16 protein-coding genes are annotated in these 16,160 nt (G+C 65.2%); 3 read left to right on the plus strand and 13 right to left on the minus strand.

Annotated features, from left to right (window positions below):
* Positions 1-5: 5 nt before the first annotated feature.
* Together I3J27_RS20565 and I3J27_RS20570 are read left to right on the plus strand one after the other, a co-directional pair.
* Entirely contained in the window at positions 6-1,115 is a 1,110-nt protein-coding gene (locus I3J27_RS20565; RefSeq protein WP_270160270.1) for an ABC transporter ATP-binding protein, read from the plus strand.
* Positions 1,112-1,882 (plus strand): SDR family NAD(P)-dependent oxidoreductase, encoded by a 771-nt coding sequence (locus tag I3J27_RS20570; RefSeq protein ID WP_270160271.1) that lies wholly within the window; start codon positions 1,112-1,114, stop codon positions 1,880-1,882. Before I3J27_RS20565 ends, I3J27_RS20570 begins: the two co-directional genes overlap by 4 nt.
* Positions 1,883-1,981: 99 nt before the next feature.
* Here I3J27_RS20570 and lpxB read toward each other — a convergent pair whose 3' ends face one another.
* The 3 genes from lpxB to lpxA are packed head-to-tail and all read right to left on the minus strand — an operon-like array spanning position 1,982 to position 4,828.
* Complete coding sequence (lpxB, locus tag I3J27_RS20575) at positions 1,982-3,160, minus strand: lipid-A-disaccharide synthase (protein ID WP_270160272.1); 1,179 nt, start codon at positions 3,158-3,160, stop codon at positions 1,982-1,984.
* Positions 3,157-4,014, minus strand: coding sequence for an LpxI family protein (locus I3J27_RS20580; protein ID WP_270160273.1), 858 nt, complete (start codon positions 4,012-4,014; stop codon positions 3,157-3,159). The genes lpxB and I3J27_RS20580 overlap by 4 nt, the downstream gene beginning before the upstream one ends.
* A gap of 19 nt (positions 4,015-4,033) precedes the next feature.
* Positions 4,034-4,828, minus strand: coding sequence for an acyl-ACP--UDP-N-acetylglucosamine O-acyltransferase (gene lpxA, locus I3J27_RS20585; RefSeq protein WP_270160274.1), 795 nt, complete (start codon positions 4,826-4,828; stop codon positions 4,034-4,036).
* A 176-nt stretch (positions 4,829-5,004) separates the two neighbouring features.
* Here lpxA and I3J27_RS20590 point away from each other — a divergent pair, with 176 nt between their 5' ends.
* Positions 5,005-5,343 (plus strand): KTSC domain-containing protein, encoded by a 339-nt coding sequence (locus I3J27_RS20590; RefSeq protein ID WP_270172849.1) that lies wholly within the window; start codon positions 5,005-5,007, stop codon positions 5,341-5,343.
* A 22-nt stretch (positions 5,344-5,365) separates the two neighbouring features.
* Here I3J27_RS20590 and fabZ read toward each other — a convergent pair whose 3' ends face one another.
* The 10 genes from fabZ to tsf all read right to left on the minus strand — a co-directional run bounded on the left by fabZ (position 5,366) and on the right by tsf (position 16,093).
* Positions 5,366-5,827, minus strand: a complete 462-nt coding sequence (gene fabZ, locus I3J27_RS20595; protein ID WP_270160275.1) for a 3-hydroxyacyl-ACP dehydratase FabZ — start codon at positions 5,825-5,827, stop codon at positions 5,366-5,368.
* Entirely contained in the window at positions 5,824-6,891 is a 1,068-nt protein-coding gene (gene lpxD, locus I3J27_RS20600) for a UDP-3-O-(3-hydroxymyristoyl)glucosamine N-acyltransferase (RefSeq protein WP_270160276.1), read from the minus strand. Before lpxD ends, fabZ begins: the two co-directional genes overlap by 4 nt.
* Positions 6,892-7,028: 137 nt before the next feature.
* The gene (bamA, locus tag I3J27_RS20605) at positions 7,029-9,554 is read right to left on the minus strand and encodes an outer membrane protein assembly factor BamA (RefSeq protein WP_270160277.1); all 2,526 of its coding nucleotides are present in this window, start codon (positions 9,552-9,554) and stop codon (positions 7,029-7,031) included.
* A gap of 174 nt (positions 9,555-9,728) precedes the next feature.
* Positions 9,729-10,880, minus strand: a complete 1,152-nt coding sequence (gene rseP / locus I3J27_RS20610; protein WP_270160278.1) for an RIP metalloprotease RseP — start codon at positions 10,878-10,880, stop codon at positions 9,729-9,731.
* Between the two features lie 43 nt (positions 10,881-10,923).
* The gene (dxr, locus tag I3J27_RS20615; RefSeq protein ID WP_270160279.1) at positions 10,924-12,147 is read right to left on the minus strand and encodes a 1-deoxy-D-xylulose-5-phosphate reductoisomerase; all 1,224 of its coding nucleotides are present in this window, start codon (positions 12,145-12,147) and stop codon (positions 10,924-10,926) included.
* Between the two features lie 4 nt (positions 12,148-12,151).
* Positions 12,152-12,994 carry a phosphatidate cytidylyltransferase gene (locus I3J27_RS20620; protein ID WP_270160280.1) on the minus strand — a complete coding sequence of 281 codons (843 nt, stop codon included), beginning with the start codon at positions 12,992-12,994 and terminating at the stop codon, positions 12,152-12,154.
* Complete coding sequence (locus I3J27_RS20625; protein WP_270160281.1) at positions 12,991-13,749, minus strand: isoprenyl transferase; 759 nt, start codon at positions 13,747-13,749, stop codon at positions 12,991-12,993. The genes I3J27_RS20620 and I3J27_RS20625 overlap by 4 nt, the downstream gene beginning before the upstream one ends.
* Positions 13,750-13,761: 12 nt before the next feature.
* Entirely contained in the window at positions 13,762-14,325 is a 564-nt protein-coding gene (gene frr / locus I3J27_RS20630; protein WP_270160282.1) for a ribosome recycling factor, read from the minus strand.
* 67 nt (positions 14,326-14,392) lie between these two features.
* Complete coding sequence (gene pyrH / locus I3J27_RS20635; RefSeq protein WP_270160283.1) at positions 14,393-15,109, minus strand: UMP kinase; 717 nt, start codon at positions 15,107-15,109, stop codon at positions 14,393-14,395.
* A gap of 60 nt (positions 15,110-15,169) precedes the next feature.
* A complete protein-coding gene (gene tsf / locus I3J27_RS20640) occupies positions 15,170-16,093 on the minus strand; it encodes a translation elongation factor Ts (protein WP_270160284.1) in 924 nt (307 codons plus the stop codon).
* Between the last annotated feature and the right edge of the window lie 67 nt (positions 16,094-16,160).

The raw sequence follows: 16,160 nt of genomic DNA on the forward strand, positions 1-16,160 counted from the left end.
GTGTCATGACAGCACTGAGCATTCGCGCCCTGTCGAAGCGCTACGCCAATCTGGAGGTGCTGAAGGAGATCGATCTCGACATCGAGAGCGGCGAGTTCACCGTGCTGGTCGGTCCGTCCGGCTGCGGCAAGTCCACGCTGCTCAACATCGTCGCCGGGCTCGATCGCGCCAGTGCTGGCACGGTGGAAATCGGCGGGCGCGTCGTCAACGACGTCCCGCCCAAGGACCGCGACATCGCCATGGTGTTCCAGTCCTATGCGCTCTACCCGTCGATGACGGTGCGCCAGAACATCACCTTCGGCATGGAATGCCGCCACGTGCCGAAAGCGGAGCAGGACAAGGCCGTCGCGAATGTGGCGAGGCTGCTCCAGATCGAGCCGCTGCTCGGCCGCAAGCCGTCGCAACTCTCCGGCGGCCAGCGCCAGCGCGTCGCGATGGGCCGTGCCCTCGTCCGCGATCCCCTGCTCTTCCTGTTCGACGAGCCGCTCTCCAATCTGGACGCCAAGCTGCGCGTCGAGATGCGGATGGAGATCAAGCGGCTGCATCAGCGCATCGGCGCCACCATCATTTATGTCACCCACGACCAGATCGAGGCGATGACGATGGCGACCCGGATCGCCGTGATGCATCGCGGCGTGGTGCAGCAATTTGCCGATCCCGACACCGTGTACCGCTATCCCGCCAATCTGTTCGTCGCCCGCTTCATGGGCTCGCCGCCGATGAACACGATGCCGGCGCGGCTGGAGGCCGATGCCGGTGGGCCGTTGGTCGTGATCGGCGCCGGGCGACCGGACGAGGTTCGTCTGCGCCTCCAGGGATATGACGCAGCGGCTGCCTATGTCGGCCGCGAAGTGGTGTTCGGCATCAGGCCGGAATGCATCGCCGAGGGCAGCCGCGCGTTCTCGGGCGAAGCGCCTATCGTCATCGACGCACCGGTGGAGATGGTGGAGCCCACCGGGGCCGAGACCATCGTGCTGCTGCGGCTCGGCGGCGAGTCCGCGCTGGCCCGCATCACGCCGGATATCCGCCCTGCGCCCGGGTCGACCGCCTCCTTCGCGCTCGACACCCGGCGCATTTGCCTGTTCGACCCCGAGACGGAGCGGCTGATCGCATGACGCAGACGACCTATTCCAGCCTGACCGGCCGCGTGGTGTTGATCACCGGTGGCGCCAGCGGCATCGGAGCTGCCTTCGTGCGCGCCTTTGCGGCACAGGGCGCCCGTGTCGCCTTCCTCGATATCGATGCGCAGGCCGGCGAAGCGCTGGCGCGGGAAGCAGCCGGAACGTCCGGTCCTGCGCCGCTGTTCGTGCCCTGCGATCTCCTGGATATTGACGCTCTGCGCGCTGCGATCGCGCAGGTTCGTCAGGCGCTCGGCGATGCCGCGGTCCTCCTCAACAACGCGGCCAATGACCAGCGCCAGGTGCTGGCCGAGGTGACGCCGGCCGAGTTCGATTGGGCGATCGGCGTCAATCTCAAGCATGTCTTCTTCGCAGCCCAGGCGGTGGTCCCGCAGATGCAGGCGCGCGGCGGCGGCTCGATCATCAACATGTCGTCGGTGGCGTGGATGCGCGGCGCGCCGGCACTGCCGGTCTACGCCGCGGCCAAGGCGGCGATCGTCGGCTTCACCAACTCGCTCGCCCGGTCGGTCGGCCCCGACCGCATCCGCGTCAACGCGATCGCTCCGGGCATGGTGATCACCGAGCGGCAGCGCCGGCTGTGGTATCCGGACGAGCAGATCATCGCCGAGATTCGCCGCACGCGCCAAGCCGTCCCCGACGCGGTGACGCCGGATGACATCGCGAACATGGCGCTGTTCCTCGCGTCCGACGAGAGCCAGCGGATCACCAGCCAGTGCCTCCGGGTCGATGGCGGCTTGGGTTAATGCCGTAGGGTGGGCAAAGCGCAGCGTGCCCACGTCTTCCCGCGACTGAAAAGAAATGGTGGGCACGCTTGCGCTTTGCCCACCCTACGAGACTGTCTCTTATCGCTTGCCCTTGCGCATCGTCGTCAGCACGATGTCGGCGGCGAGCACGCTCGGCGGCTTGTTGCCGGTCGACATGATGCTGTCGAGCCGCGCGAACGCCTCGACCTGCCGCTTGCGCAGCGGCGTGTCCATGAGAACGTTCGTCAGTGCCGGCGCCAGCTTCTCCGGCGTGCAGTCCTCCTGCAAATACTCCGGGACGACATCCTCGCCGATCACGAGATTGGCGAGGATCACCGAGGAGACGCGGATCGCGCGGCGCAGGATGAAGGCTTCGATCGCGCCGACGCGATACGCCGTCACCATTGGAATGCCCGACAGCGCGAGCTCCAATGTCACCGTGCCGGATTTTGCCAGCGCCGCACGCGCGATCCGGAACGCGGCGCGCCTTTCGTTTTCGTCGATCACGATCTGCGGCTTGACCGGCCAGCTCGCGATGCCCTGGCGGATGGTGGCTTCGAGATGCGGCATGGTCGGCAGCATCAATTCGAACGCGCGCCCCTCCGCCTGGAGCCGACCGAGCGTCGCGCCGAACACCTCGAGATGATGCCTGATCTCGCTGCGGCGGCTGCCGGGCAGCACCAGCAGAACCGGCGGCTCGGCATCGCGGCGTGCCTGCTCCTCCGGATTTGGCCGCAGCGAGCCCAATTGCTCGACCAGGGGATGGCCGACATAGCTGCATGGCGGCCCGCCGAGCTTGCGGTATTCCTCCGGCTCGAACGGCAACAGGCCGAGCACATGATCGACATAGCCGAGCATGGTCCGCGCCCGGCCCGGCCGCCAGGCCCAGAGCTGCGGCGAGACATAATCGACGACCGGAATCGCGGGATTCTTCGCACGCACGCGGCGGGCCACGCGATGGGTGAAGTCGGGACTGTCGATGATCACGAGCGCGTCGGGCGCGGCCTCGGCCACCGCATCGGCCGTCTCGCGGATCAGCCGCAGGATCTTCGGCAATTGCTGCACCACCGCCGCAAAACCGACGATCGACAGCTCCTCGATCGGAAACAGCGTCTCCAGCCCCTCGCGCGCCATGGTGCGGCCGCCGACGCCGACGAACTGCACGCCGTCGCCGAGCCGCTGACGCAGCACCTTCATCAAGGCGCTGCCGAGCCGGTCGCCGGATTCCTCCGTCGCGACCAGGAAAATCTTGCGCTTGGGATCGCGGGTCTGCATCACGCCGGCAGACCAATGACGAAGAGATACTTTGCGTCGGCAAACGCGATCATCGCCTGCGGCTCGGCGGCGATGGTGTTGCCGGCGATGACGGCGATGCCGGCAAGGCCGGCCTTCGCGACACCTTCGAGGGTGCGCGGGCCGATCGTCGGCAGATCGAATCGCAGATCCTGGCCGCTCTTCGGCGCCTTCACCAGCACGCCGCGCCCGGTGGCGGCACGGATGCGGCCCTCTTCGCGCAGGCGCGCCACGCGTGCGAGCAGCGCATCGGTGCCCTCGATGTCCTCCACCGCCACCACATGGCCGTCGATCACGACCGCCGCCTGGCCGATGTCGAACGGACCGAGCGCAGCCAACACCGCCCGGCCGCGCTCGATGTCGGTCTTGCTGTTGTCGTTCGGCCAGGCGCGGCTGATGCAGCCCTCGGGCATCAGCAGGTCAGGCGCGACATCCTTGATGCCGACCATGCGGAAGCCGTCCTGCTCGAGGATGCGGCCGACGCCGGACAAAAGATGATCGTCGCCGCCGCGAAAGGCGCGGATGACGTTGCCGAGCAGGCGCAACGTCTTGACGTCGAACCGGATCTCGGACAGCGAGGGCCGCACCAATGTGCCGATGAAGATCAGGTCGCGGCAGCCCTCCTCCCGGAACAGCCGCATGGCGCGGCCGAGCTGGCCAACCGAGATCCAGCGATGGCGGAATTTCTCCACCCGCGCCGGATCGCAGGCCCCGCGCAGCGGGAACAGCACCGGCGTGATGCCGCGCGCAACGAGCGAGTCGGCGACCGCGAACGGCATCGCGCCGCCGCCGGCGACCACGCCGACCGGTGATGAAATCTCCGCAGCCGCCGATGTCATGCCCGCGGCCATCCCGACATCACTTCGCGATGGCGGGAAGACAGAGCGGGCGGTGCTTGCCCTTGCCGATGAAGTCGAGGATTTCGGCGATCGCGGGATCTTCGCCCGCAAGCGGCTGGGCTGCAGCGAGCCGCTCGGCGAACATGCCGGGGCCATGGAACAGCTTTTGGTAGAACCCGCGCACGGTCGCGAGCCGTTGCTTGGTGAACTTGCGCCGCTTCATGCCGATGATGTTGAGGCCCTCGAGCACGGCGTATTGGCCGTTGACGAGACCGAACGGAATGATGTCGTCGCGCACGCCGCAGACGCCGCCGACCATCACCTGCGGGCCGATGCGGGTAAACTGGTGCACCGCGGACAGACCGCCGATGAAGACGAAGTCGCCGATCTCCGCGTGACCGCCGAGCGTCGCCGACGTCGCGAAGATCACGTCGCTGCCGACATGGCAGTCATGGCCGACATGGCTGCAGTTCATGAAATAACCGCGGTCGCCGACCGTGGTGATGCCGCCGCCGGCGACGGTCCCGGCATTCATGGTCACGGATTCGCGGATGGTGCAGCCCGAGCCGATCGTGAGCTTCGTCAGCTCACCGCGGTAGCTGAGCGACTGCGGCGGCGTGCCCAGCGAGGCGAAGGGATAGATGGTGCAATTGTCGCCGATCGTGGTCTGCGCCGTGACGTGCACATGTCCGATCAGCTTGCAGTTCGCGCCGATCACGACATGCGGGCCGATGATGCAAAAGGGTCCGATCTCGGTGCCCTCGCCGATCACGGCGCCGTCCTCGACCCGTGCGGTGGGATCAATCTTACTCATCAAGCAATCTGACTCATCAAGAAGGTCTGATTAGGTGTTGAAGTCGCTCGGTTTTCCGCTGGTTAGCGCGACTATGCCCAATCTGTCCAGTGACGTATCATCTCGGCGTGTTTCAGGTGCCGGATAAGCCGGCCTTCCCAACGCGTCAACGCGTTCATGTGGAGCTTGAGGTCATCATGGTCAGGGCCCTGGCAATCCTGCTCGCACAGCTCGCGACCACACCAATCGTGTCCGAGACGGTCGAGACCGGCGAACGTGGCTTGGTCGATCTTCGGACATTCGAATGCCGCGACATCACCCGCAGCACCGTGCTTCAGCGGGTCTGCTACGACCCTGCGCAGCAACACCTCATCGTCGCGGTGAACGGCGCGTATGACCGCTATTGCGGCGTGACGGCGGACACGGTCGAGCGGCTGCTGGGCGCACCGTCGATGGGCCAGTTCTTCAACCAGAACATCAAGCGCGATCTCACAGCCGGCCGTTACGCGTGCCCTACCCGCGTGCTGAGAAGCTGACTTGGCTTAGTCCCGACTTGGCTCAGTCCTTCAGCATGGCGCCGACGTCGGCTTCCGCAACGATCTGGCCGTTGACCTTGGCATCGCCGTGAAACCACCACATCGCCTTGCGGCGTCCGATCGAACGCATGTGATATTCGATGGTATCGCCGGGCAGCACGGGCTTGCGGAACTTGCACTTGTCGATGGTGAGGAAATACACCGCCCGCGGCTTCTCGGTGCCCTCGACCGAGGTGATGCCGATCACGCCTGCGGTCTGCGCCATCGCTTCGATCATCATGACGCCGGGATAGACCGGGCGCTCCGGGAAATGCCCCTGGAAGGCCGGCTCGTTGAAGGTGACGTTCTTGATGCCGATGCCGCTGTAGTCGGCGCGGATGTTGATCACGCGGTCGATCAGTAGCATCGGAAAACGGTGCGGCAGCGTCCGGAGGATCGCATTGATATCGACCAGCTCGAACTTGATTGGTGATTCCGCCGTCATTCCCGTCCCTCGTTCTTCGGATCGGCCTTGCTGTCGCGTACCAGGCGCTCCACCGCGATAATTTCCTTGAACCACTGCTTGGTCGGCTTGGCAAAGAAGCCGCCCCAGCGTCCGTTCGGCGGGATGTCGTCCTTGACGCCGCTCATCGCGGTGACCTGGGCCCCGTCGCCGATCTTGAGATGATTGTTGATGCCAACCTTAGCTCCCAGCGCCACGTTGTCGCCGATCGTCAGGCTGCCCGCGAGCCCGATCTGGGCCGCCAGAAGGCAGTTCCGGCCGATGGTTACATTGTGGCCGATCTGGACCTGATTGTCGATTTTGGTACCCTCCCCGATCACGGTGTCGCGCAGAGATCCGCGATCGATGGTGGTGCCGGCGCCGACTTCCACATTGTTCTGGATCAGCACGCGACCGGTCTGGGGCACCTTCAGATGGCCCTCGGGGCCGAAGAAGATGAAGCCGTAGCCGTCCTGGCCGATCGAGCAGCCGGGATGGATCAGCACGTTGTTGCCGATCAGCGAGCACTGGATTGCCGTGCGGGCGCCGACATTGCAGTCCCGGCCGATCTTGACCCCGGGACCGATGACCGCGCCGGCCCCGATCACGGTGCCGCTGCCGATCTCGACGTCCGGACCGATGACGGTCAGCGGCTCGACGACGACGTCGTCCTCGAGCCGGGCCGAGGAATCGATGATCGCCGACGGCGCAATGCCGTCATTTCCGAACCAGGACTGCGGGCGCAACGCATCGGCGTGCCATTCCCGCGCGAGCCCGACGAAGGCGCGGAACGGCTGCGCCACCCGCAGCACGGCCACATGCGCAGGCACCTGGGCCTCGAAGCGCGGGCTCACCAAGCAGGCCCCCGCCTTGGTCGCCTTGAGCTCGTCGGCATATTTGAGGTTGTCGAAGAACGCCAGATGCATCGGGCCGGCTTCGTCGAGCGAAGCAAGGCCCGTGATGATGTGGCCGCCCCTGGCGGGGTCGACGAGCTGCGCCTTGGTCTGCGCGGCAATGTCCGCCAGCGCCGAGGCTGGCGGCTTTTTGAAGAAGGTCGGCTGCGCCATTCCACCCCGTCGCGGTCCGGCTTCGGCATGAAGCGATCGGGCCGCATCATGCCTCATCTCACGATTGAGCACGATCTTTTTGGAAGAACCGGCCCCAGGGAACTCCCAGGCGGCCGGATCATGCCCTGCTGATCGAATTAGAACGAGGTGCCGCCGCCGAACCGGAATTCCTGCGTGCGGTCATACTTGCCCTTGCTGAGCGGCACGGCGTAGTCGAAGCGCAGCGGACCGAACGGCGACTGCCAGATCAGGCCGACACCGACCGACGAGCGGATCACCTTGCTGTCGTCATAGACGAGACCCGTACAGGTTCCCGTGGATGACGGATTGATGGTCGATGGGATACAGCCCGGCGCGTTGACTTCGTTGGTCACCGTCCAGCTCGTCGGCCCCTTATAGTCATACAGGCCGCCAGCATCGGCATAGACCGCGCCCTTCAGGCCCACTTCCTTCGGCAGGAACCAGAACGGCATCTGCAGTTCGAACGAGGCGCCCCAATACTTGGTGCCGCCGAGCGCGTCCTGCGTACCGAAGGGGTTCAAGTCGCGCGGGCCGATGCCGTTCGGGGCAAAGCCGCGGACGAGGTTCGGGCCCATCTGGAACTGGTCGAGCATCCGCAGGTCCTTGTTGACCTTGGTCAGGATGCCGCCCTGGAGATGGACGAGGCCGACGATGTCGGACACCAGCGGGGCGTAGTACTTTCCGTCCGCCACGGTCTTCAGATAGGAGACGTCGCCGCCGACGCCGGCGAAATCCTGACGGAAGTCGACGAGCAGACCGTCGGTCGGGTTCTTGTTGTTGTCCAGCGTGTTGTAGGTCAGCGTGTAGCCGAGCGCCGAGGTCAGGGTCTTGCCGTTCGCCAGCTCCTTGCGCACCGGCAGCGAGGCTTCGCCATCGTTGTAGCAGCCCAAACCGTTGGTCGAAGCGGCAAGGGGGGTACCAGTTGCGTTGGAGAAGGCCGGGCTCGGGTTGAACGCCGAGGAGAGCGGGTCATTGTTACAGTTCGCCAGGTAGCTCGGCAGCGTGATTTCCTGCTGGTAGACCGAGTAACGCAGCTGGAGCGACAGATCTTCGCGCAAGGAGAAGCCGAGACGCGGCGAGAAGCCGAGCGTCTTGGTGCCGTAGGAGATGTAGCTGTTGGAGAGCTGCTGGCGCTGATAGAGGTCGAGGCCGAGCGCCACGCGGTAGTCGAGCAGATACGGCTCGACGAACGACAGCGAATAGCCGCGCGCATACTGGCCGTAGGTCACCGACGCCTTGGCGAACAGGCCGCGGCCGAGCAGGTTGCGCTCGGAGATCGAGACTTCGGCGAGCGCGCCGTCGGTCGTCGAGTAACCGCCCGAGACCGAGAAGTCGCCGGTCGATTTCTCGTCGAGATCGACGATCAGGACCACGCGGTCGCTGGAGGAGCCCGGCTCCGTCGTGATCTTCACGGTCTTGAAGTAGTCGAGGTTCTTGAGGCGGCGCTCGGCACGGTCAACCAGCGCGCGGTTGTACGCATCACCCTCGGAGATGTCGAACTCGCGCCGGATCACGTAGTCGCGCGTGCGGCTGTTGCCGCGGATATTGATGCGCTCGATATAGGTGCGCGGGCCTTCGTCGATGTTGAACACGACGGAGACGGTGTGCGCCTCGAAGTTGCGATCGCCACCGGGGCGGACCACGGCGAAGGCATAACCGCGGCGCGATGCCTCGATCTGCATTTCCTCGACCGACTTCTCGACCGATTCGACATTATAGAGCGAGCCGACATTGATGCGCGAATAGGCACGCATCGTGGTCGGATCGAAGTTCGGAATGGACGAGCGGAAGTCGACGGTGCTGACGCGGTACTGCGACCCTTCCTCGATCTTGAAGGTGACGTTGAAGCCCTTCTTCTCCGGATCGTATTCGGTGAGCGCCGCGACAACCTGGACGTCGGCAAAGCCGTTCTTGAGGTAGAAGCGGCGGATCAGATCGCGGTCGGCCTCGACGCGGTCGGGATCGTAGATGTCGCCGCTGCCAAGGAAGCTCAGCAGGTTCGATTCGCGCGTCTTGATGACGTCCCGCAGGCGGTAGGACGAGAACGCCACGTTGCCGACGAACTCGATCGACTTGACGCCGGTCTTGGCGCCCTCCTCGACCGTGAAGATGAGGTCAACGCGGTTGTTCGGCTGCTCGATGACTTCAGGCGTGACACGCACGTCGTAGCGGCCGGAGCGGCGGTAGATTTCGGCGATTCGCAGCGTGTCGGACTGCACCATGGCGCGGGAGAAGGTGCCGCGCGCCTTGGACTGGACTTCAGCGGTGAGCTGCTCGTCCTTGATCTTCTTGTTGCCCTCGAAGGCAATGCGACCAATCACCGGGTTTTCCACCACGGAGACGACGATCTGGCCGCCGGCGCCGCGATTGATTCGCACGTCCTGGAACAGGCCGGTCTCGATCAGCGCCTTGAGGCCGTCATCGATGGCGCCCTGATCCAGGCGGCCACCCGGGCCCGGCTTGAAATAGGAGCGGATCGTCTCCACCTCGACGCGGCGATTCCCTTCGACGGAAATCGACTGAACGGTCTGAGCAAGCGCAGACGAAGAGACAAAAACAGCCCCAACCGGGGCAACCACCGGCGCGCCGAACATGATCAGGGTTGCGAGCAAGCCCCCCCGGAGTCGCAGTCCAAACTTCATTGCGCAACGCGCCCTTATCAGTACCAGACCCAACCCCAAAGCCGGTCTGGGAGATTCCCCAAGTTCGAAGCCGCTTGTAGCCAATTTCATCGGTGCCGCAAACGGCAGCAGACACCGTAATTTCAATTTCATTCCAAGACGTTGCTCAACAGCAACGCCACAAAAAAGCCCCTATCAGGAAGCGGCCATCCGCAGGATGTCGTTGTAGGTGGCAAACACCATCAGCATCAGCACCAATCCGAGCCCGATTCGGAACCCCATCTCCTGGGTCCGTTCCGACAAGGGCCGGCCACGGACCACCTCGGCCGCGTAGAACATAAGGTGGCCGCCATCGAGCAGCGGGATCGGGAACAGGTTCAGCAGGCCGATCGACACCGACAGCACCGCACACAGATTGATCACGAACTGGAACCCGGCGCTGGCCGCCTGCCCCGACATCTTCGCGATGCCGAGAACGCCGCTGACCTCGTTGGGATTGCCGTTTCCGACGAACAGCGAGCCCAGGAACTTGAAGGTGCTGGTGATGATGAACCAGACCTGCTCGACCCCGATCTTGAGCGCTTCGCCGACGCCGACCGGCGCAGTCGAGGCCTCACCCGCCGGCGATTTGTGCTCGACCCCGAGCACACCGAGGCGATGGCTATTGCCGAACGGATCCTTGCGCTCCAGCAGCGCCGGCGTTGCGGTCAGGGAGACGATGGCTCCGTCGCGCTTGACCTGGAAGGCAAGCGCCGAACCCGCGTTCATCGCAACGATTCGCTGCATGTCGGCAAAACTCTCGATCGGCTTGCCGTCGATCTGCACGACCACGTCGCCGATCTTGAAGCCGGCCGCGGCCGCAGCGCCGTCGGCGACGACACCGTCGACACGCGCGATCGTGCTCGGCTTGCCGTAATACAGCGCCATGCCGGCGAAGATCAGCGCGCCCAGGATGAAATTGGCGATCGGGCCGGCCGCGACGATGGCGGCGCGCGGGCCGACCTTCTTGTGGTGGAAGCTGCCGGCACGTTCCTCGGCGGTCATGGCCGCCAGCGCCTCTGCCGACGGGGTCGAGGCCTCGCTCTCGTCGCCGAAGAACTTGACGTAGCCGCCGAGCGGAATCGCCGAGATCTTCCAGCGGGTGCCATGACGGTCGTTGAAACCGACCAGCTCAGGTCCGAAGCCGAGGGAAAAGGTTAAGACGCGAACGCCTGCCCAGCGTGCGACCAGAAAATGGCCGAGCTCATGGAAGAACACGACGATCGTCAGGACGAACAGGAAGGGAACCGCATAACCGAGGAGCCCATGGCTCAACGTATTGAAACTATGGACGAAAAAGTCGATCATCGAATTCCCTCATCCAGCGCCGCAAGGCCCTGGCCCGAACCATCTAGGATGCCTTTAAGGCAATTTGAGGCAATAGGGCGGCAGCCCTATTTCGCGCAACATGGTCAACAGAGATTGCATCGTCGGCTGACGTCAGCGGAGCCTGGTTCCCGGTGCGGATCCAGTCGTCCAGCGTCGCCTCGACCAGCCGGGCGATCGCGCCGAACCGGATCTTGCCGGCGATGAAGGCGGCGACCGCGACCTCATTAGCGGCGTTGTAGACGGTGGTCGCCCCCTTCCCGGTCCGGAGCGCATCGAAAGCCAGCCGAAGTCCGGGGAAGCGCTCGAAATCCGGCGCCTCGAAGGTGAGCTGGCCGATCTTGGCGAGATCCAGCTTGGCCGCCGGCCCCTTGATGCGATCGGGCCAGCCGAGGCAGTGCGCGATCGGCGTGCGCATGTCGGGGGCGCCGAGCTGGGCCACCACCGAGCAGTCCGAGAACTCGACCATGCCGTGGATGATCGACTGCGGATGCACCAGGACGTCGATCTCGTCGGGCGCAAGCGCAAACAGATAGGACGCCTCGATCACCTCGAGGCCCTTGTTCATCATCGAGGCGGAATCGATCGTGATCTTCTGGCCCATGCTCCAGTTCGGATGCTTCAGGGCTTGTTCGAGCGTGGCCTGCTCGATGTCGGCCGGCTTCCATGTCCGGAACGGGCCGCCCGAGGCGGTGATGATGACGCGGACGAGCTCGTCGCGATTGCCCGATGCCAGCGCCTGAAACAGCGCGTTGTGCTCGGAATCGGCCGGCAAAATACAGGCGCCCGCCTTCGCCGCGCGCTGCATGAAGAAATCGCCGGCGCAGACGAGACATTCCTTGTTGGCCAGCGCGACATGTGCGCCGCGATCGACGGCCGCCAATGCCGGCTTCAGTCCGGCGGCGCCGCTCACGGCGGCCATCACCCAATCGGCCGGACGCGCGCCGGCTTCGATCACCGCGCTTTCGCCGGCGCCGCATTCGGTGCTCGTGCCCGCCAGAGCGGCCTTGAGCTCGGCAAGCTTGGATGTGTCGGCGATCGCGACGAAGCGCGCGGAAAATTCCTTGGCGAGCTTGGCCAGCGCTTCGACATTGCCGTTCGCCGTCAGGGCCTCGACGCGGTAGCGCTCGGGCGAGGCGCGCAGCAGATCCATCGTGCTGTCGCCGATCGAGCCGGTGGCGCCGAGAACCGTGACGCTGCGGACGGTCGACGCCGCAGCCTTGTTGTTACGCAATGGAACCGCGCTCATGTCCTCACCAAACCATAAGACCGCTTCCGGCGCTATGCACACCATGGCGGAGAAAGCCGATAATCCATGCCATCAGGATGGCCGCGACAAAACCGTCCAGACGGTCCAGTAGCCCGCCATGGCCGGGAATTAAGTGACTGGAATCCTTGACACCGAAGCGCCGCTTCACCGCGGATTCGAAGAGATCCCCGAGTTGCGACACCACCGACAGGATCGCGCTGACGAGCAGAAGTGGAACCGCCTTCCCGATTCCGCAAGCGGCAAAGCCCGCGGCCACTACAAGGCTTGCCGCAAAACCGCCGAGCGCTCCGGACCAGGTCTTCTTCGGGCTCACGCGCGGCCACAGCTTCGGTCCGCCGATGCTGCGTCCGGCAAAATAGCCGCCGATATCGGTCGCCCATACCACCAGCAGCACGAACATCAGGGCGGAGAAACCGTTGACGAGATCCTTCCGCACCAGGATCGAGGCCAGCAGCGCCGCCGACGCATAGGCAAAGCCGGTTGCTGCCCAGACGAACTTGCCGCGCGCGATCACCGTCACGATCGCGCCGCCGATGAGGCCGGTGACGACGGAGGTCTTGAGTGCGCCGAAAGCGACGGAGGCGCCCATCGCGGCGATGACGACCGTCCCTGCCCCGGCCAGCGCGGCCGAGCCTGCGCCCACCACCATCAGCCATTCCGCGAACAGCCCGATCGACACCAGGGTGACGAGAAGCGCCCACAGCCAGCCGCCGGCGTAAGCGATCGCAATGGTCAGCGGCGCCAGCACCAGCGCTGCGAGGACTCGCATCACCAGATTGCTCGGGGCTGGCTTGGTGCCCGCCGATGTGGCGTCGGGTTCGCTCACGAGGCGGTTTTCGCGACCAGGCCGCCGAAACGGCGCTCGCGCCTGGCAAATTCGGCGATCGCGCCTTCCAGCGCCGCCTTGTCGAAATCGGGCCAGTGGATCGGCACGAAGACGAGCTCGCTATAGGCGGCCTGCCACATCAGGAAGTTGGAGAGCCGCTGCTCGCCGCTGGTGCGGATGATGAGATCGGGATCTGGAATGTCGGGCGCATCGAGATGCGCGCCGAGCGTCTCGGCATCGATCGTATCAGGATCGCGCTTGCCGTCGGCGACTTCCCGCGCGAGCTTCTGCGCGGCTTTCGCGATCTCCTGCCGCGATCCGTAATTGAAGGCGACCACCAGCGTCAGGCGCGTGTTGTCGCGCGTCAGTTCCTCGGCCTCGTTGAGGAGCGCGCAGATGTCGCCCTCGAGCCCGTCGCGCTTGCCGATGATGCGAACCTTGACGCCGTCGCGATGCAGGCTCGCCAGATCGTTGCGGATGAAGCGGCGGAGCAGACCGAAGAGATCGCCGATCTCGCTCGCCGGGCGCGACCAATTCTCCGAAGAGAAGGAGAAGATGGTGAGATAGCGGATGCCGAGCTCGTGCGAGGCACGCACCACGCGGCGCAAGGCTTCGACGCCGCGGCGATGCCCCTCCGCACGCGGCAGACCGCGCGCGGCCGCCCAGCGCCCGTTGCCATCCATGATGATGGCGACATGCGCAGGCGCGTCGGACCGATCGGGTCCTTCCGTTGCTGGCGCGGCTGCGTTGGACATGAAGGCGATGCCTTAAACGGTGAGGATTTCTTTTTCCTTGGCGGCCAGCAACTGGTCGATCTCGGAGATGGTGCCGTCGGTCGCCTTCTGCACCTCGTCGGCGTGACGCTTCTGATCGTCCTCCGACATCTCGTGATTCTTCTCGAGCTTCTTGAGAACGTCGAGGCCGTCGCGGCGGACGTGGCGCGCAGCGACCTTGGCGGCTTCGGCGTATTTGTGCGCGACCTTCACCAGCTCCTTGCGGCGCTCCTCGTTGAGCTCGGGAATGCGAAGGCGCAGCACCTGGCCTTCGGTCGCGGGCGACAGGCCGAGATTGGAATCGACGATCGCCTTCTCCACCGCCTTGACCATCGACTTGTCCCATACCTGCACCGAGATCAGGCGCGGCTCCGGCACGCTGACGGTGGCGAGCTGGTTGAGCGGCATGTGGCTGCCGTAAGCTTCGACCTGCACCGGGTCGAGCATCGAGGCCGAGGCGCGGCCGGTGCGCAGGCCGCCAAGCTCGTGCTTGAGCGAGGCGACGGCGCCCTGCATGCGGCGCTTGACTTCGTTGAGGTCGAAATTACCCGTGGACATCACGTTTCTCCTTCAAAATCCCGGCGACCTCTCCGCGCCCCTCCGTCGGGGCACGCCAGATGAGCCGTCAGCCGGCGACGATGGTTCCGTGGCCGACGCCGCGCAGCATGGCGCCGATCGACCCCGGCTCCGCGATCGAGAATACGATGATAGGCAGCGACGTCTCGCGGGCAAGCGCGAAGGCGGTCGCATCCATCACCTTGTAGCCGCCCTCGATCGCTTGGGAATGCGTCAGGCGGTCGAACCGCGTGGCGGTCGGATCCTTCTTCGGGTCGGCCGAGTAGACGCCGTCGACATTGGTCGCCTTCAGCACGACCTGGGCGCCGATCTCGGCGGCGCGTAGCACTGCGGTCGTGTCGGTGGTGAAGAACGGATTGCCGGTTCCGCCGCCGAGCAGCACGATCCGGCCTTCGGCGAGGTATTTGTGCGCCGCGGTACGGGTGAACAGCTCGGAAATCTCAGGCATGACGAAGGCCGACAGCGTGCGCGCCGGCGTGCCCTTGCGCTCGATCGCCGATTCGAGCGCGAGGCAGTTCATCATGGTGGCAAGCATGCCCATGGTGTCGCCGGTCGTGCGGGAGACGCCGCGCGAGGACACCTCGACGCCGCGCACCATGTTGCCGCCGCCGATCACGACCGCCACCTCGCATCCGAGCTGGCGAGCCGCGATCAGATCGTCCGCAACCCGGTCGACGGTCGGCTGGTCGATGCCAAATCCCTGCTGTCCCGCGAGATATTCGCCTGACAGCTTGATCACGACGCGACGATAGACCGGATCAGTCATGAGCACCTTCCTTGTCCGGGCGCCGCTTCCGGCGGCACGCCGGAAGGAACGTTCCGGCGCTTACTTCTTGCCGCTGGCCGCTGCGACCTCGGCCGCGAAGTCGCTTTCCTGCTTCTCGATTCCCTCACCGAGAGCATAGCGCACGAAGCCCGCGATCTTCACCGCGCCGCCGACCTTGCCTTCGGCTTCCTTCACCGCCTGCGCCACCGACTTGCCGGTATCGTGGATGAAGGCCTGCTCGAGCAGGCAGACTTCCTTGTAGTAGGTCTTGAGGCCGGACTCGACGATCTTTTCGATCACGTTCTCGGGCTTGCCCTGCTGGCGATATTTGTCGGCGAGCACGTCCTTCTCGCGCTTGACCACCGCCGGATCGAGGCCGGACGGATCGAGCGCGAGCGGGTTGGCGGCCGCGACATGCATCGCGATCTGGCGGCCGAGGGTCGCGAGTTCGTCGGCCTTGCCCGGCGATTCCAGCGCGACGATCACGCCCATCTTGCCGGCACCCTCGACGACGGCGCCGTGGACGTAGCTCGACACCACGCCCTGGCTCACTTCGAGCGAAGCTGCGCGGCGCAGCGTCATGTTCTCGCCGATGGTGGCGATCGCATCATTGATTGCGGCTTCGACCGTGACGTCGCCGACCTTGGCGGCCTTGATCTTCTCGACATCGGCGCCGACGTCGAATGCGACCTGGGCGACCATCTTGACGAGGCCCTGGAACTGGCCGTTGCGCGCGACGAAGTCGGTCTCGGAGTTGACCTCGACCACGACGCCCTTGGTGCCCTTGGTGAGCGCGCCGATCAGGCCTTCCGCGGCGACGCGGCCGGACTTCTTGGCGGCCTTCGACAGGCCCTTCTTGCGCAGCCAGTCCTGCGCCGCTTCCATGTCGCCGCCGGTCTCGGTGAGCGCGGCCTTGCAGTCCATCATGCCCGCGCCGGTCGACTCGCGCAGGTCCTTGACCATCGCAGCTGTGATCGTTGCCATCGTTGAAAATCCTTCTTGCCTGCCGGTTCGCCGCGGCGTGGCATCACATAGCCCTCGCCGCGGTCCA

It is taken from the genome of Bradyrhizobium xenonodulans (assembly GCF_027594865.1).
In the GTDB taxonomy this organism is placed as follows: domain Bacteria; phylum Pseudomonadota; class Alphaproteobacteria; order Rhizobiales; family Xanthobacteraceae; genus Bradyrhizobium; species Bradyrhizobium xenonodulans.